The sequence below is a fragment of the Vreelandella neptunia genome (assembly GCF_000712975.1).
Classification (GTDB): Bacteria; Pseudomonadota; Gammaproteobacteria; order Pseudomonadales; family Halomonadaceae; genus Vreelandella; species Vreelandella qaidamensis.
The window spans coordinates 602,488-618,777 of the sequence record NZ_JHQL01000001.1 but is presented as its reverse complement, the minus strand read 5'-3'; the positions used below and the strand labels follow the sequence as shown (position 1 = coordinate 618,777).

The following is a 16,290-nucleotide window of genomic DNA, read 5'->3' as shown; positions in this document are numbered from 1 at the left end:
TAACGCCGCCCTTTTTTGGGCGGCGTTATTGGTTTGAATGTATCAACCACTTATCACGTTAGACGGCTTGTGATAGAGCAGCCAACAAACGGGCATCACGGCGATAAATATCATCGCGAAACTCAACCTCCCCTTGGGCATTCGGCCAGGCAGTTAAGTAGTGCAGTGCCACAGGAATGCGCTGAGGCAGATTAACATTACGATCACTTCCACTGCTGCTAAGTAACGAAGATAGCTGATAGCGACTACCACTATCCTGAAGCAGTAGCTGCGCAAACTCCATGACGCCTTCAACGCGGACACAACCAGAGCTTAGTGCTCGCTGGTCACGCTGAAACAACCCTCTTGCTGGCGTATCGTGTAGATAGATCATTTCACTATTGGGAAAACGCACCACTACACGGCCTAGCGGATTACCGCCACCGGATACTTGACGCAGCATCACAGCACCAGGCCGTTGCCAGTCAATAGCATCAGCGTCAAGCCGCTCACCGGAAGAACTTAACACTTGAATATTGCGCCGTGCTAAATAGCCAGGGTCTCGCCTTACCTGAGGCAGCACGTCCTCACGCATAATAGTCGGCGGGATCGTCCATGAAGGGTTTACGGTTAAGTGGCTAATCGCCGAATGGATAATCGGCGTTTCGCGCCGTGGTGTGCCAACCACAACGCGAGCATCCCAGTGCTCACCATTAGGCCGAGTGTAGTGCAATCGATAACCGGCAATATCAACCCAAACTCGTGGCTCATCAGTTTGCGTAGGTTTAATCCACCGAGCCCGTTCTAAGTTGACACGAAGCTGATCGATACGCGAAGAGAGTGGCGTGTTCAATGCAAGTCGCGTGCGCTCACCCACAACACCATCTTCTTGCAGCTGATGACGACGCTGAAAACGTCTAACTGCCCTTTCCAACTCCGCATCGTAGGTGCGCTGGTCACTAATGGCTGATTGCACGCCAATCATTGGGTAAGCATTGCTATCCGCGGCCAGTAGGTTAGCATCGCCCCAATAAGCCAAGCGCTGTCGCAGTATCTGCACATCTTCGTGGGTATCACCTGGTCGAAGCGCCTCCTCTCGGCCCGCCAAATAGGGGACGCTACCTTTTTCAGCCAGCGTGCGGTAATGACGTAGTGCCTCGCGTAGCTGAGCATACTCCGATGATGAGGGCCTCACATAGTCAAGTGCGCCCTGAATATCATTATTTTCCAGCGCATGGGTGATGCGTAACAGCGAGTAGCGACGTTCAGGCCTAGGGATATCCCATTTAGGCTCGACCTCGTTTGGATTTACCTTGCCCCGCGAAAGATGTTCAAGCGCTAAAAGCAAGGCTGTCGTGGCCTGAATATCAAAATCAGCTTGCGCTAATTTCCCCGCTTGTTGGCTAGCTTGAAAGGCATCTAACAGGCTGTCAGCGTCGTAATCCTCAGGGTTTAAGCCATCGTCTTCAAGACTGTTTAACGCCTTCACCAGCGCTTCAACATGTGTAACATCTTGCCAGGCGGGCTGCTGATTTAGCTGCTGGTAAAAATCCTTAATCGGCAGTAACGCATTCGTTTGCGCCTTTGTTTGTTGAGCTAACACCTGCTCAAGCGAACCTGTCTCTGCTTGTGCGCTATTAACCAGATGAGGCGCTTGGGTCAGCGTCAGACATAGGGCCATCCCTATCGCCCATCGTCTTATTAACGTTGTCTCGTTCATCGCTCCTCCTTGCGTTACTATTCATCGCTGTTCGCTGTCTTTGTTTATCATAGCCGTTTACATGTCTCCTTCGTCGATATCTATTGCAGGGTTGCTCTCTATGTCTTTTTGCTTACGCGCCTCTACCATCGTTTTATCGCTTCCACTGGTGTTATTGAGCCTTCCTTTACAGGCTGCTAGCTTTTTTGCTCAGGTCGCTTCTGCAGCGCCTCCCGGCGTTTCTCCTTTACATCATCAATTACTGCAACTAGCGCCAACGGCGACGCCAGAAGCACTTCGGCTCGCTGCTCAGTCACTTAGTTGCGCCGATCCTGACGCTGAGCGTTTAGCCGTCATTGACTACTCGCTACCCTCCACCGAGCCACGTATGTGGGTTTTCGATCTACATCAGCATACACTGCTATTTGAAGAGCTTGTTTCCCATGGACAAGGTTCTGGGGATGCGGTGGCTGAGGTGTTTTCCAATATTCCTGAAAGCCATCAATCCAGTATCGGTCTCTTTCGCACAATGAATAGTTACTATGGGCGTAATGGCTATTCGCTGCGCTTGGATGGCTTAGAGCCTGCGGTGAATGACCTCGCATTCGAACGAGCGATCGTGATCCATGGCGCTGACTACGTTAGCGACGATTTTATTACCCAAACCGGTAGGCTAGGACGTAGCCACGGCTGCCCAGCCGTGCGTGAAGATATCACGTATCCGCTTATTGATAGCTTGAAAGAGAACCAGTATGTGTTTGCCTACTACCCTGATGAAGAGTGGTTAGCGACATCACAGTTTCTACGTTGTCCAAACGATAGGGCTCATCACTTGGCTCAACGCTGATAGTGGATATTGGCGCAATGTCAGAAAGGACACGCCAACTGCTCAGAAAGGCTGGGCTTTAAGTCTGAACCACAGACATTAAGAAACCTATACCCAAAAATCGCAAGAGACTGGTTTTTATCATTAATAGACCGTAAGTACGGCGCTCATGGCAACCACCTGCAATACTTTGTGACAAAACATCACAATGCTATTGACTCGTTCGCAGGTACTAGCCATGTTTGCTTTTATGCACCCTTATCAAACCATCCATCGCCTTGAACAAGAAGTGGCAGCGTTGAATGCCCAGCTAGAAGCTGAAAAAAAACGTCAAGGTTGCCGTGCAATCAGCTTGATGACGCCGATTGAGTCACTCAGCATGCTTCAGGCCAGAGGTGCAGATATGCTTTGCTCGTTGAGCAAAGGCGTAGAAGTCCACGCTCAGCATCTTGCCACCGAACAATCCACTCTCACCGACACCTTTAGCCGTCTCCACATAGCCGAGCAAACCGCACAAACATTGCAACAACACCGGCAACGCTGCCAGCAAACAGACGCGTACTTATCATCTTCGTTAGTGACGGAACAAGCCTTTCACGATATACGTCAGCTAAGTAGTGAATTAGCGCATAACGCAGGCCATACAAAAGCATTAGCTATCACTGCGGCCTTGGAAGTCGCCCACTTCCATGAACAACCGGCAGGCATGCCAGCGATTGTTAAGGATTTGCAAGAGCTATCTGAACACTCCCAACAATTAGCACACCAGCTAGCGCAATGGATTGAGCGCACCGCATCACACGTTATCGAAGATGCCAAGATCCGTGACTATCAGCAGCAGGAAATAAAGGCTTTAACCAGTGCCGCCCAATCAGCAGAACATGTCATTGAGCAGTTGATAGACCAATCACGCCACATGTATAAAGTCATCCACCACAGTACAACCACTGCTTACTTGCACGCCGCCAAACTTGAGCATGCAGTATGGAAAAGCCGCCTTTATAAGCAGCTACTTTCAGCCCACTTTGAAGAGAGCCTAGAGGATCACCAGCACTGCTCACTTAGTCACTGGTGCCTTACAGGGGATGGTCGTCGCTACCAGTACACGCAAGCTTATAAGGCATTAGCTGCTCCCCATAAGCGTTTTCATGAAAGCGGTTTGGATGCCCTCACGTTTGCCCGCCAAGGTGACCATAATGGTCAGCTTGCAGCGCTAGCCATGATGGAAGAGGCCAGCAGTCAGCTAGCACTACAGCTTGATAAATTGATGGAGCATGCCGTTTATGAGACCCCTCTTGCCATAGGCCACTCCTCACCCTTAGCAGATTCTCCTTAACATCGCGCTCTAGGGTCTTTTGGTGATGTACACCTTTTTAACTGGCATACACTAAACACATGCTTTTATGCCATGCTGGGTGGGTTACCGCATTTAATCACCCACTCAGCAGGGAAAAGTGATGTCGCAGATCAAAAAGATAGACCTTGCCTTACAGGGCGGAGGTGCCCACGGCGCTTACACTTGGGGGGTTATCGATCGATTGCTTGAAGACGACCGTATCGACATTGAAGGCATCAGTGGCACAAGCGCTGGTGCGATGAACGGTGTGGTCATGGCAGATGCCCTTACCCGCGGTAACAAAGAGACAGCTCGCCAAGCGCTGCACCAGTTTTGGAAAGCGGTTAGCCGAGCGGGTATGGCAAGTCCAATTCGTCGCTCACCACTAGACGTGCTGACCGGTAACTGGTCTCTCGATCATTCACCAGGTTATGTGGCCATGGATCTTTTAAGCCGCCTAGTCTCCCCCTACCAACTGAACCCTCTTAATATTAATCCATTACGCGATATTGTCGCCGAACATATTGATTTTGAACGTGTCAGGCGCTGTGAGCAGCTTAAGCTATTTGTGACAGCTACTAACGTTCGCACCGGAAAACAGCGCGTTTTTCGCCGCGAAGAAATGAGTGTAGATGCGGTCATGGCCTCTGCTTGCCTGCCTTTTGTATTTCAAGCTGTTGAGATAGAAGGCGAGGCGTATTGGGATGGCGGCTATATGGGCAACCCTGCGCTATTTCCGTTAATGGAGGAGTGTAGTGCCCGAGACATTCTGCTGGTACAAATTAACCCTATTAGCAGGGAAGAAGTACCTACCTCTGCCTCAGCCATCATGAACCGCCTCAACGAAATCACCTTTAATTCAGCCCTGATTAAAGAAATACGCATGATTGCACTGCTCAAACGCACACTAGATGAGCAAGGAATAGAAAACTGCTATCAGCAAGCGCTCTTCCACCGCATTAGTGGTGAACAGGCGCTGGAGGATCTCTCAGTATCGAGCAAAATGAACTCAGAGTGGGCATTTCTATGTTATCTGTTTGAACAAGGTCGCGCTGCTGCCGAGCGCTGGTTAGAAACGCACTTTGACGCGATTGGTGAGCGTTCAACGCTGGATATTGATGCTGTTTATTTACACGACTAACCGGCACCCACATGTCGCACATCTGTGCCATAACTGTATCACTGTGGTGCATCAGCAACGTACATAGCAAACTTCCTATCCATCACACGTAAAATAACTCCCTGACTTTATTTGCAAAACTGTCTTATGGCGAACTAATTGCTTCACTCTTACTAAATGATGGTAGGCGTGGACCAGGCCCAACGGGTACGAGTGCGTCGAACCTGCCCTTCAATGGCGAAGGCATGTTCTCGTCAACAACATAGTGCTTTTTTAAAAGCGCCTGTTTTGACCCACTCGTATTATGCTTGCTCTGTGAGGCCATCCATGGACATTCGCAATAAAGCTAACCGCATCCGGCTACTAAATTTTTCTACTCCTCAAATGCGTGCTTTCCACTTCTCATGGTTCGCGTTCCATATCTGCTTTTTTGGCTGGTTTGGTATCGCTCCCTTGATGGCAGTGGTCCGTGAAGATTTATCACTCACTCAAACCCAGATCGGCAATACCATTATTGCCTCCGTTGCTATTACCGTTATTGTCCGCCTGCTCATTGGCGTGCTGTGCGACAAAATTGGACCTCGTAAAACCTATACCGGTTTGTTGATGCTGGGGGCCGTGCCGGTCATGGGTATAGGTTTTGCCAATAGCTTTGAAACTTTCTTACTCGCTCGTTTAGCCATCGGTGCCATCGGCGCGTCTTTTGTAATTACCCAATATCACACCACGATGATGTTTGCGCCGAATGTGGTTGGCACCGCCAACGCCACCAGTGCTGGCTGGGGAAACTTGGGCGGTGGAACAACACAAATCCTAATGCCGTTAATTTTTTCGGGTTTGCTAATGCTTGGCGTCAGTGAAACGCTGGGGTGGCGTCTTGCCATGGTGGTACCTGGTGTGGTGCTGTTTTTTACTGGGATTGGCTATTGGCTGTTTACCCAAGACGCCCCCGATGGCAACTTTAGCGAGCTGCGTGCCCGCGGTGAACTACCCGAAGCCACAGGTGAAAATAGCGCAGTACAAAGCTTTCTAGCCGCAGCAAAAGATATTCGCGTATGGGCGCTGTTTATTGTTTATGGTCTCTGCTTTGGCGTTGAGCTAACCATCAACAATATTGCCGCTATTTACTTCTTCGACAAGTTTGACCTGACCCTGGCAACCGCTGGGTTAATCGCAGGTTTATTTGGCCTGATGAATATTTTCGCCCGTACTCTTGGCGGTGTCTTTTCAGACCTATTCGCCAAGCAAGGCGGTTTAAAGGGGCGCGTACGCTGGCTATTTATCGCCCTGCTGTGTGAAGGCATCGCGCTTATTGCCTTCTCACAAATGCATATTTTAAGCCTCGCAATCGGCATCATGCTGGTATTTAGTCTATTTGTGCAGATGGCCGAAGGGGCAACCTTTGGCGTGGTGCCCTTCATCAATAAAAAAGCACTGGGGGCAGTCGCCGGTATCGTGGGAGCAGGTGGCAATGTCGGTGCTGTCTCTGCCGCTTTTTTATTCCGTAGTGAAAGCCTTAGTTACCAAGAAGGGCTTTTTTATCTTGGCATTACCGTCTTAGTACTCGCTTCGTGCGTGCTGGTAGTCCGTTTTAGCGATGCAACAGAAACCGAAGAAGCAACAGCCTATCGTGATGCAGTCGGCGATGATACGAACGCAGGCGCACTTTCACTACGCTAATGTCTACTTACCCCTCTGTAGGCGCTTCACACCATAGAGGGGCTTTCATCTCAGGCGGGGAGTTAAAGGAAACGATTATGTCTTCAGCCCAACAGCTACTCTTAACTGCCCTTCGATGCGATATCGACAGTCTGCACCATTTAGCCACCACCTCAGAGATCGTTGGCGACATTAGTGGTTTTATTCATGCGCTCCAACGTGAGCGAGGGGCATCAACGATTTACCTTGTCTCTAAAGGTAAGCGGTTTGCCACTCGGCGCAAGGAGTATGTAGAGCGTAGCCAAGTAGCCGAAGCGGTTATGCGCCAGCGATTAGAAGCATTAACCAAAGAAGCGCGGCCACAGGCAGCAGCACGCTTAATCAGAAGAGTCGCTGCGGTTTGGCTTGCCCTGGACGACCTGGACACGCTGCGGCAAGCGATCCATTCGTTTGCTGTTTCACCTGATGCGGCAACACAAGCACTTAATCACCTCATTAGTGGCCTTCTTGCCATTGTCTTTGAAGCAGCAGATACCTCGGCAGACCCGGATATCACTCGCGCACTGGTGGCTATTTTTCATTTGATGCAAGGTAAAGAACTGGCTGGACAAGAACGTGCCTGCGGTGCCTTTGGCTTTACCCAAGGGCATTTTGACGACGCTCACCGCGAACTGCTGAGCCGATTAGTCCGCGATCAACAGCGCTGCTTTGCTACTTTTGAAGAGTTTGCCTCTGCTGAGGCTCTGCGCGCTTGGGAACAGGCTCTCTCGCCGAGGACACTCGCAGGGATTCAACAACTGCGTAACACTGCTTATCATACTTGCCACCATCCTCACCGCCACCCCCAACAAAAAGCCTCCATAGACGACACATACACAGACAAAGCACACACAGACAAAGCGCTGGGCGAAACATGGTACGAACTGACAACGTTACGTATCGATAGTATTAAAACCGTTGAGGACACCCTAAATAGTCAATTAACGGCGTTATGCCATCAAAAAATTACACAGGTCCAATCAGCCTTAGAGCAAGCTGAAACACCTCAAGGGAAATCCCCACTCGCTCCGTGTGAACAACTCCTAGCCTTAAGCGACAGTCAACCACTAGGTGAGTTAACCGCCAGCGCCTTAACATCACCATTAGGGCGTTCATTGATTGAGCTTGCCCACGCCCAATCAAGCCACCTTCAAGGCCTTAGTGATGAGCTGGAAAGTACCCGCAAAGCATTGCGTGAACGTAAGCTGATTGAACGTGCTAAAGGGCTTATCATGGCGTACCAGGCAATGACCGAAGAAGAAGCCTACCGATTTTTGCGTAAGACATCGATGGATCAAAGCAAAAGCATGGCCGATATGGCGCAATCGATACTCGACCTATCTTCTATGCTGAAACGCAAAGAAGAAAAGCACACACACTAGCTTAAACAGCCCATTTGCAACACGGTGACCAATTAGCCATTCTAATAGCTCCCCTTTTATAAATGAGCTAGGAGCACACGCTATGCAGCACCGTGTCCTAATGATTACTGGCGCATCAAGCGGAATTGGTGCGGCCACCGCACGAGCAGCCTCACGTGAAGGTTATAAGTTAGTGCTGGCCGCTCGCTCTACCAACAAACTTACCGCACTCGCCCAAGAGCTTGGCCCGGAAAATGTGCTGACATGTGCGTTGGATGTCACCGACATGACACAACAGCAAGCCATGGTCGATCAAGCAATTGAAACATTTGGTCGTATAGATGCAGTCTTTGCAAACGCTGGGCGTGGTGGCTCCCCCGGCGGCTTTAGCGGTGCAGATCACGATGCTTGGCGTGAGATGATCCTGACCAATATTTATGGCGTAGGATTAACGCTTCAGGCCTGCCTTCCTGCGCTAAAGCGAAGCAAAGGGCATGTGTTGTTAACCGGTTCAGCCGCTGGTCGAACCACGATTCCAGGCTCGATGTATAGCGCCACAAAGTGGGCGGTGACGGGGATCGGTTACAACCTGCGTGAAGAACTACGCGGAACAGGTATGCGCGTTACCTTAATCGAGCCTGGCATGGTCGATACTCCCTTCTTTGATGAACCGCCAGAACACGCACTTGAAGATCGTGATATTGCTAACGCTGTGATTTATGCACTTTCTCAACCCGCGCATGTCGATGTGAACGAGATTTTAATACGACCGACACCTCCACCGACTAGTTGACGTTGCTAACTGGCACTAGCGACACCTTGCATTTCTTCTTACGTGCCCACATAACATTGAGATACCTAGCGTGCTAATAAAAAGTGCGAATAAATCTAGCTGACCATTTGTTCTTCTACCCAGGTGTCTTATGAGCCAACTCGCCAATACTGCTATTTCCGTACTGGATTTAGCACCGATTCGCCAAGGCGGTAGCGCTGCCGAAACATTTCGCAATAGTGTGTCTCTAGCGCAGAAGGCAGAACAGCTTGGCTACACCCGATACTGGCTGGCGGAACACCACAACATTGCTGGCATTGCCAGCGCAGCAACCGCGGTCTTGATTGGCTATGTGGCAGGGCAAACGACCACTATCCGCGTGGGCAGTGGTGGCATCATGCTGCCCAACCATCCGCCGCTGGTGATTGCCGAGCAGTTTGGCACCTTAGAAACGCTCTACCCTGGCCGGATTGATTTAGGACTCGGCCGTGCGCCTGGCTCAGACGGTGCCACCATGCAGGCTATGCGCCGTAACGCTCAGGCGGGCGTCGATGACTTCCCACAACTACTTAATGAATTGCGAAGCTACTTAGCGGATGCTGATCCACAGCAGCGCGTCAAAGCTGTACCTGGGCAAGGCACCCACGTGCCTATCTGGCTACTTGGCTCTAGCGGTTATAGTGCGCAGCTAGCCGCTAAACTTGGGCTCCCCTTTGCCTTTGCAGCCCAGTTTGCACCGGGTTACTTATTTGAAGCGCTGCGGCTTTATCGTGATAACTTTCGGCCGTCGGAGCACTTAGACAAACCCCATGCCATGGTAGGATTGCCCGTTATCGCTGCCGAAAGTGATGCCATGGCCCACTACTTGGCAACGACCTCTCAACAGAAGTTTCTTAGCCTGATTCGCGGTAAGCCGACTCAATCACAGCCACCGGTTGAGCAAATGGACTGGACACCTATGGAGCGCTCTCAGGTGAGCCAATTTCTAGGTGCCGCTATTATTGGCGGACCCGCTACGGTCAAAGCTGAACTAGAGGCTTTTCAAGCGCGTACTGGCGCTGATGAACTAATGATTAACAGCGATTTTTATGACCATGCCGACCGCTTGCGTAGTTATGAAATTGTCGCAGACGTTGTTCGATCACCACTTAACTAAAACGCTCACTACGATGACTTATAACCGATGACCCCACTGCGCTTTACGCCCATGACCGACGATGACTTTGCGGCTTTCTGGACACATTTTCAGTCGATTGTCACGGCACAAGAAACCTATGCGATTGACCCTGAGATCACCTTTAAAACGGCGTATACATTGTGGTGCGAGCAGCCTAAGGCATCATTTGCAGTAAAAGATGATCAGGGCGAGTTACTGGGCACTTACTATTTAAAAGCTAACGCCGCTGGCCCTGGCCAGCACGTTTGTAACTGCGGCTACATGGTCTCGCCTGCCGCCAGGGGGAAAGGTGTTGCCCGCCAGATGTGCGAACACTCGCAGCATATCGCGCGCCAGTATGGCTTTGAAGCGATGCAATTTAATGCGGTAGTGTCCACTAACGAGGTGGCCGTCGCCCTTTGGCAACGGCTAGGGTTTGCGATTGTCGGCACCATTCCTAACGCCTACCGGCATGCGTCCCTTGGTTTTGTCGATAGCTACGTAATGTATAAAGCGCTTTAGTGGCCGCTTGATAAAAGGGCAGCGCTTTATAAATAGGACATCCGTTTAAAGGGTCTGGTTATTTAAGGCAGCGTTGTAGAAGCTCTTCAGCTGCAGCGCTGCCTAATTCGGTTAAGTGGGCAATATTTCGCTCAGGGATTTGTTCCGTATCACCATAGAAATCAATGGCCTTTTCAACACTAGCCTCGCGCAGTAGATGAACCATCGCGTAGGGCGAGCGGTTGGTGTAATTAGCCGCGTCCCCAGGCTCAGCATCAGCAAAGCAGTAATCAGGGTGGAAAGTTGCTAGCTGATAAACACCTTCATACCCTAGGTCTGCTAACAGGCTTTCGGCCAGTTCGACATAATCCAGGTAGTGGTCGAAGCTTTTAAACAGCGTAGGAAATACCAGCAGCGTGGTTTCCGTTTCTGGGTGCTCGTTCAACCACTCCACTTCGGCTATTAGTTCTTCCAGCGCCACGTCGATTTTTTTCGAGCGCACCACCTCAATCCGAACCTTACCACCGTCAAGTTCCCGCTTAGCAAACGGGCATATATTGTGCTCGACGATAAAGCTGCGTACCCATGCCTCTGTCTGTTCCGCTACTTGCTTATCTGCCTCTTGCATCGTGCCTGCTACCTTACATTAAAGTGGCTGCCACCACGGTTAGGACTGCCCGTGTATCTGTAAGAAACAGTGTACCTGCAAGCACCCACAAATGCTTCAGGCGTGGGCCTGGTAGCGCGCCAACGCCACCTCATAAGATTTATGTATATGATCATCCATTAGCGCACGGGCCGCTTTGCCATCTCGATGTAGCGCCAACTCAACCAGCTCATGGTGTTGTTCATCCAACTCTTGGCGAATGGAAGGCATTTTGGGTCCCAAACGACGATAACGATCAAACTGGTCGTGAAGCTGCTCAATAAAGCGCAGCAACCACACCGATCCACAAGGCGCGACCAGCGTGCGGTGAAATTGGGTATGCAGTCGTTCCCACTCCTCCCCTTTATCGAGCGATATATCCGCTCGTTTTAAGCGATGCGCTGCCGCTAACAGGTCAGCCTCCCACACCGCATCACCGTGGGCAATCGCGCGTTCAAGCGCCATGCCCTCAAGCTCCGTACGCAGCCTGGCAATATCATCAAGCTCTTCCCGAGATAGCTTTGGCACCCTAAAGCCGCGTTGATTTTCTTGGATTAATAATCCATAGGCCGCCAGCTTATTTAACGCTTCACGCAGCGGACTTAACCCTACTTGGTAGTGCTCTTTCAGGGCGTTAATCGCCAGCTTTTCTCCGGCAGCAAAGCGACCACCGACTAAATCCCTACGAAGTGCGTCGTAAATAGGGCTTGAGGCTGTACCAGCGGGAAGGGGGATGTGTTTGTTCATTCCGTGATCCTTTTGCGTATCTTCGCGAACGCGTCTGTTAACGGAGATTCTATGGCTAGGTGTTGACGCCTCACAACAAGCTCACCTATATTCTATTTTAGACAAAATAATCGATTTTTTACCATACAAACGATAAATAGGCAGGCCTTATGCTTTTGATTGCAATGCCCTCTCTACTGGCAATGGGCACATGAAACAATCAGCACTTTTTTGGGCTTTCTTCCGCGTTGGCATTTTTGGTTTTGGCGGCGGCCCCGCCATGATACCGCTGGTACGCGCTGAAGTCGTCACTCGCCACAAATGGTTAACCGATGAAGAGTTTGCCGATGTGCTTGCCATTGGCAATACGCTGCCTGGGCCCATTGCGACAAAAATGCCTGGCTATATTGGCTACCGAGTAGCCGGTATTAGCGGCTGCATCGCGGCGGTGATTGCCGTCATTCTGCCGATGATCGTGGCGATGATTGTTATGTTAGGCATCTTCAGCCGTTATCGCGACGTTGCCTGGATACGCGGTATGGGGCAAGCCGTTATACCTGTCGTTATGGTGATGATGGGGCAATTAGCCTGGGACTTCTTCGACAAATCCCAAGCCGCGCTTGGCTGGCTAGCCAGTGCAGCCATGGCAATCGTCGCCGGTGGGCTCATTTACTGGTTAGGCGTGCATCCTGGCTGGGTGATTGGAGCCATCCTGCTAACGGCCTTATTGCGCCCCACAGGTAAAAAGCGCGCGGAGGGCTCTGTATGATTTATTGGGAGCTTTTCTTAGCGTTTTTTATCCCTAACATTATTGGCTACGGCGGCGGCCCGGCAATTATCCCTCTTATTGAAGCGGAAGTGGTTGGTCGCTACGGCTGGATGACCTCTCAAGGGTTTGCCGAAACGCTGGCCTTAGGTAACGCTCTACCTAGCCCTATTGCCACCAAAATGGCCGGCTATGTGGGCTATGACGTAGCGGGCGTTGGCGGTGCGGTGGTGGCAGTATGCGCAACGGTGATCCCTTCTCTACTGCTGATGTTGGGCGCGCTGGGGCTGCTTTATCGGCACCGCGACTCTCCCCGTGTAAAGCGTATGAGCCAGTGGGTCCGGCCAGTTATCGCGATAATGATGGCCTGGCTCACTCTCGGTTTTTTCCTGGAAAGTATTACTACCAGCGGTGCACTACATACCGTTGTCCTGGGCGTTATTGCGGCTATTGCTCTTGTGCGTTTTAACACTCATCCCGCATTTGTTGTTATCGGCGCATTGATTTATGGAGGGCTCTTCCTGGGCTAACCTGTTTTCACTGCAGACAATAAGAACCCACTATGGGATCACGCGCTCACCACCCCGCTGCTTTACAGCAGCGCATCACCACACCAACTCAATCAAAAAAGGTGTAGCAGAATGACGCGTTCAAAACTTGCTCTAAGTACCACTCTCGCCGCCATTGGACTGACCTCCAGCATGGCCTTCGTATCCGCCGCTCAGGCCGACTATCCTGAGCAAGATATCCGTTTAATTATTCCTTACGGCCCTGGTGGCGCAACGGATATTATTTTTCGCTTAATATCACAAGAAGCAGAGCAATATCTCGGTGAGTCAATCGTCCCTGTCAATATGGCAGGCGCCGGTGCAACGCTAGGGTCGCGCAATGTAAAAGACGCTTCTCCAGATGGCTATACGCTACTGGGCAGCCACGACACGATTGCGCTGTCAAAACTCGCTGGCACCGTTGATTACTCTTTCGATGCCTTTGAGCCCATCGCCCTGCTTACCCAAACGATTAATATCCCCTCTACCTATGCAGGGCACGCCGTTAACAGCGCTGATGAAATAGCCGATTACGTCAGCGAGAATCCCGGCCAAGTGCGCTTTAGCATGATCCCCAGCTCTACCGACCACTTCTTCTGGGCACAATTCTTTGAAGAAGCGGGTATTGATATGGCCGATGTACGCCTTGTTGGCTATCCCGACACAGGCCAGCAGGTGTCAGCGCTAATGGCTGAAGAAGTCGACTTTGCAATGTTTAACCTACCGTCAGGGGGAGCGTTCTATGAAGATGGCACCTTCAAGCCATTAGGTATTGCCCACCCAGAACGATTAGACAGTCTGCCGGAAGTGGCCACCCTGCGTGAACAGGGTATTAACATGGATCATTCGACCAGCCGAGGTGTTTTTGCGCCCAAGGGCACTCCCCAAGAGGTTCTTGATACCGTGGCCCAGGCTTACGGCCAAGCCCTGGAAAATGAGCAGGTGAAAAGCCGCATCGAAAATGAGTTTGGCTCTGTGGTGCGCTTCCTGGCCGGAGATGACTATCAGGCATTTTTAACTGAAAACGAAGCGGCACTTTCAGCAGCTGCTGAAAACATTGATTTTCAGAACTAACGCCCACATTTCCAAGCAAACGCTCCCAGCGTTATTTCTCCTGGGAGCGTCTGGAGGCATCGCGAATGCTAACCCTTACGAAAGACCGCGCTCTGGCGCTGGCGCTGCTTTTAATAGTGGCTGTCATGTGGGTAGAGTCTGGCACTATCCGTCCTCCTACTAGCTGGCAGCCTTATGGATCAGCGCTCTTCCCACGTATTTTGCTTGTCACTATTGCGCTACTTTCCATCATTATCTTATTACGTTCGTTGTTTACTAAGGTAACGCCTCAGCCTTCTTGGGGAAGGGCGATCACCGAATGGTTTCTACGTCGTAAAACCATTGTCGCCTTATTCTTCCTCTTTGGGCTTTATGCTGCCCTGCTACCAGTACTGGGGTATATCGTCGCCACCATGAGTTTCTTGATCGCGTCCTTTGCCCTGCTATTGGGAATCGATACAAAACGAAAGTGGGCCATCAATTTAGGAATCAGCTGCATATTCGTGCCGCTGGTATTTGTAATTTTTCGCTTCGGCTTAAATGTTTGGCTGCCCTAATGGTGAGGAATCACAAATGAGCGACTTTTTTCTTCAAGCGCTGACAGAAGTGGGCAGTCCTGCTGTTATGGGGTTAATCATTCTTGGCGTTCTTTTCGGTATTGTTGGAGGCAGCATTCCTGGCTTTACCGTGACAATGGCGATTCTGGTGGTGTTTCCCTTTACCTTCGCTATGGACCCTATCAGCGGTGTATCGCTAATGGTTGGGGTTTTTGTCGGCGGTTACTCAGGCGGTATTGTATCTGGCGTAATGCTGGGGATACCTGGAACGCCTTCCTCAATTACCACCGTTTATGACGGCTACCCCATGGCGCAACGTGGAGAACCGGGCCGTGCTTTAGGCATTGGCGTGATGGCATCGTTTCTTGGCACGCTGATTAGCGTTGCTGTACTGGTCTTTTTTGGCCCTTTAATCGCCAGCTTCAGTATGAACTTTCGCCCATGGGAAATTACTGCGCTGATTGTTTTTGCATTAACGCTGGTCGCAGGGCTTTCCAACGGGGCTCTGTTAAAAGGGCTACTGGCGGCGGCCATCGGGCTACTCATCACCACAGTCGGTTACGATCGTAACAGCAATTTGCGCTTTGACTTCGACCTACCCGCGCTAAGTTCGGGTTTCGAAATGCTGCCTGTAATGATTGGCGTATTCGCCTTTTCACAGCTGCTCGGCAATATCGAAAAGATGCGCGATGAGGGCACTAATGGAAAAAGCGTCGATACTAACGTCACTATTCCTTATCGTTTGATTATGAAGGATATGGCCGGCCAAAAGCTCAATACGCTGCGCTCCTCACTGATCGGTAGCTTAATTGGTGCGCTACCCGGCACCGGCGGCACCGTGGCTAATTTTGTAAGCTACGATCAAGCTAAAAAGTTTTCACGCCATCCTGAAGAATTTGGTAAAGGCACACCTAGCGGTATTGTCGCCTCGGAAGCCTCAAACAGTGCCGTTGCCGGTGGTGCATTCGTTCCCACACTGGCGCTGGGCATTCCTGGCGACCTGCCAATGGCTATTATGATGGGTGTGCTCATTCTTCACGGCATTACCCCAGGGCCGATGATGTTTGAACAAAACCCGGTTCTGGTGGGAGCTATTTACGCCAGCCTATTAATTGGCGCCATTGCAATGGTGCTATGCAACCTTCTGCTGGTGCGCTGGTTCGCCAAAATATCCCTTATCCCTCAGCAAATCCTGGTACCGGTTGTACTGATGCTGTGTGCCATCGGTGCTTATGCATTAAACAACAATGTATTCGATATTTGGGTACTGTTTATTTTTGGCGTGATTGGCTATCTGCTGTGGAAAGCAGGCGTGCCGCTTACCCCGTTAATTCTGGGGGTTGTGCTAGGCAATAATCTAGAGCGCCAGTTATTCCGCGCCTTGGAACTCGACCCCAACTGGCTGACTTTTTTAACACGGCCGCTTTCTGCCCTGTTTTTGGCACTAGCCGTTGCCTCGGTGGTGTTCTCACTTTACCAAGACCGCAAAGTTAAACGCCTTCAACAAGCCACTCCATCGCCATAAATAGTTTTTCTTATGCCGCTG

At 50.9% G+C, this 16,290-nt stretch carries 16 protein-coding genes; 13 read left to right on the top strand and 3 right to left on the bottom strand.

What is annotated here, in order from left to right; all coding sequences use genetic code 11:
* Positions 1-58 precede the first annotated feature (58 nt).
* The gene (locus CR46_RS0102830) at positions 59-1,699 is read right to left on the bottom strand and encodes a L,D-transpeptidase family protein (protein ID WP_030069909.1); all 1,641 of its coding nucleotides are present in this window, start codon (positions 1,697-1,699) and stop codon (positions 59-61) included.
* 100 nt (positions 1,700-1,799) lie between these two features.
* Here CR46_RS0102830 and CR46_RS0102825 point away from each other — a divergent pair, with 100 nt between their 5' ends.
* The 8 genes from CR46_RS0102825 (at position 1,800) to CR46_RS0102790 (ending at position 10,469) form a co-directional block, all read left to right on the top strand.
* Positions 1,800-2,525 (top strand): murein L,D-transpeptidase catalytic domain family protein, encoded by a 726-nt coding sequence (locus CR46_RS0102825; protein ID WP_030069908.1) that lies wholly within the window; start codon positions 1,800-1,802, stop codon positions 2,523-2,525.
* Positions 2,526-2,742: 217 nt separating this feature from the next.
* Entirely contained in the window at positions 2,743-3,840 is a 1,098-nt protein-coding gene (locus tag CR46_RS0102820) for a CZB domain-containing protein (protein ID WP_030069907.1), read from the top strand.
* A gap of 121 nt (positions 3,841-3,961) precedes the next feature.
* Positions 3,962-4,981, top strand: coding sequence for a patatin-like phospholipase family protein (locus CR46_RS0102815; protein WP_030069906.1), 1,020 nt, complete (start codon positions 3,962-3,964; stop codon positions 4,979-4,981).
* Positions 4,982-5,287: 306 nt separating this feature from the next.
* A complete protein-coding gene (locus CR46_RS0102810) occupies positions 5,288-6,640 on the top strand; it encodes a NarK family nitrate/nitrite MFS transporter (RefSeq protein WP_030069905.1) in 1,353 nt (450 codons plus the stop codon).
* 77 nt (positions 6,641-6,717) lie between these two features.
* Entirely contained in the window at positions 6,718-8,040 is a 1,323-nt protein-coding gene (locus tag CR46_RS0102805; RefSeq protein ID WP_030069904.1) for a nitrate regulatory protein, read from the top strand.
* Positions 8,041-8,122: 82 nt separating this feature from the next.
* Entirely contained in the window at positions 8,123-8,812 is a 690-nt protein-coding gene (locus CR46_RS0102800; RefSeq protein ID WP_030069903.1) for an SDR family oxidoreductase, read from the top strand.
* 130 nt (positions 8,813-8,942) lie between these two features.
* Positions 8,943-9,947, top strand: a complete 1,005-nt coding sequence (locus CR46_RS0102795) for an LLM class flavin-dependent oxidoreductase (RefSeq protein ID WP_030069902.1) — start codon at positions 8,943-8,945, stop codon at positions 9,945-9,947.
* Positions 9,948-9,974: 27 nt separating this feature from the next.
* Positions 9,975-10,469, top strand: a complete 495-nt coding sequence (locus CR46_RS0102790) for a GNAT family N-acetyltransferase (protein ID WP_030069901.1) — start codon at positions 9,975-9,977, stop codon at positions 10,467-10,469.
* A gap of 58 nt (positions 10,470-10,527) precedes the next feature.
* Here CR46_RS0102790 and CR46_RS0102785 read toward each other — a convergent pair whose 3' ends face one another.
* Positions 10,528-11,076, bottom strand: a complete 549-nt coding sequence (locus CR46_RS0102785; protein ID WP_030069900.1) for a DUF1415 domain-containing protein — start codon at positions 11,074-11,076, stop codon at positions 10,528-10,530.
* A gap of 96 nt (positions 11,077-11,172) precedes the next feature.
* Entirely contained in the window at positions 11,173-11,841 is a 669-nt protein-coding gene (locus tag CR46_RS0102780; protein WP_030069899.1) for a GntR family transcriptional regulator, read from the bottom strand.
* A 190-nt stretch (positions 11,842-12,031) separates the two neighbouring features.
* Between CR46_RS0102780 and CR46_RS0102775 the strand changes: the two genes are divergently transcribed.
* From CR46_RS0102775 to CR46_RS0102755, 5 genes are all read left to right on the top strand, one after another.
* Positions 12,032-12,589, top strand: coding sequence for a chromate transporter (locus tag CR46_RS0102775; protein WP_030069898.1), 558 nt, complete (start codon positions 12,032-12,034; stop codon positions 12,587-12,589).
* On the top strand, positions 12,586-13,116 hold the full coding sequence (locus CR46_RS0102770; RefSeq protein WP_030069897.1) for a chromate transporter: 531 nt from the start codon (positions 12,586-12,588) through the stop codon (positions 13,114-13,116). The genes CR46_RS0102775 and CR46_RS0102770 overlap by 4 nt, the downstream gene beginning before the upstream one ends.
* A gap of 111 nt (positions 13,117-13,227) precedes the next feature.
* Positions 13,228-14,208, top strand: coding sequence for a Bug family tripartite tricarboxylate transporter substrate binding protein (locus tag CR46_RS0102765; RefSeq protein ID WP_030069896.1), 981 nt, complete (start codon positions 13,228-13,230; stop codon positions 14,206-14,208).
* A gap of 65 nt (positions 14,209-14,273) precedes the next feature.
* Positions 14,274-14,744 (top strand): tripartite tricarboxylate transporter TctB family protein, encoded by a 471-nt coding sequence (locus CR46_RS0102760; RefSeq protein WP_030069895.1) that lies wholly within the window; start codon positions 14,274-14,276, stop codon positions 14,742-14,744.
* A gap of 16 nt (positions 14,745-14,760) precedes the next feature.
* Positions 14,761-16,269: a tripartite tricarboxylate transporter permease gene (locus CR46_RS0102755; RefSeq protein ID WP_030069894.1), complete on the top strand. Its 1,509-nt coding sequence runs from the start codon at positions 14,761-14,763 to the stop codon at positions 16,267-16,269.
* The last annotated feature ends 21 nt before the right edge of the window (positions 16,270-16,290 follow it).

Bases quoted from the DNA above. Each gene is read 5' to 3' on its own strand.
- CR46_RS0102815 (WP_030069906.1), top strand. From the start codon at position 3,962: ATGTCGCAGATCAAAAAGATAGACCTTGCCTTACAGGGCGGAGGTGCC.
- CR46_RS0102765 (WP_030069896.1), top strand. From the start codon at position 13,228: ATGACGCGTTCAAAACTTGCTCTAAGTACCACTCTCGCCGCCATTGGA.
- CR46_RS0102790 (WP_030069901.1), top strand. From the start codon at position 9,975: ATGACCCCACTGCGCTTTACGCCCATGACCGACGATGACTTTGCGGCT.
- CR46_RS0102775 (WP_030069898.1), top strand. From the start codon at position 12,032: ATGAAACAATCAGCACTTTTTTGGGCTTTCTTCCGCGTTGGCATTTTT.
- CR46_RS0102825 (WP_030069908.1), top strand. From the start codon at position 1,800: ATGTCTTTTTGCTTACGCGCCTCTACCATCGTTTTATCGCTTCCACTG.
- CR46_RS0102755 (WP_030069894.1), top strand. From the start codon at position 14,761: ATGAGCGACTTTTTTCTTCAAGCGCTGACAGAAGTGGGCAGTCCTGCT.
- CR46_RS0102810 (WP_030069905.1), top strand. From the start codon at position 5,288: ATGGACATTCGCAATAAAGCTAACCGCATCCGGCTACTAAATTTTTCT.
- CR46_RS0102820 (WP_030069907.1), top strand. From the start codon at position 2,743: ATGTTTGCTTTTATGCACCCTTATCAAACCATCCATCGCCTTGAACAA.
- CR46_RS0102780 (WP_030069899.1), bottom strand. From the start codon at position 11,841: ATGAACAAACACATCCCCCTTCCCGCTGGTACAGCCTCAAGCCCTATT.
- CR46_RS0102805 (WP_030069904.1), top strand. From the start codon at position 6,718: ATGTCTTCAGCCCAACAGCTACTCTTAACTGCCCTTCGATGCGATATC.
- CR46_RS0102830 (WP_030069909.1), bottom strand. From the start codon at position 1,699: ATGAACGAGACAACGTTAATAAGACGATGGGCGATAGGGATGGCCCTA.
- CR46_RS0102800 (WP_030069903.1), top strand. From the start codon at position 8,123: ATGCAGCACCGTGTCCTAATGATTACTGGCGCATCAAGCGGAATTGGT.
- CR46_RS0102785 (WP_030069900.1), bottom strand. From the start codon at position 11,076: ATGCAAGAGGCAGATAAGCAAGTAGCGGAACAGACAGAGGCATGGGTA.
- CR46_RS0102760 (WP_030069895.1), top strand. From the start codon at position 14,274: ATGCTAACCCTTACGAAAGACCGCGCTCTGGCGCTGGCGCTGCTTTTA.
- CR46_RS0102770 (WP_030069897.1), top strand. From the start codon at position 12,586: ATGATTTATTGGGAGCTTTTCTTAGCGTTTTTTATCCCTAACATTATT.
- CR46_RS0102795 (WP_030069902.1), top strand. From the start codon at position 8,943: ATGAGCCAACTCGCCAATACTGCTATTTCCGTACTGGATTTAGCACCG.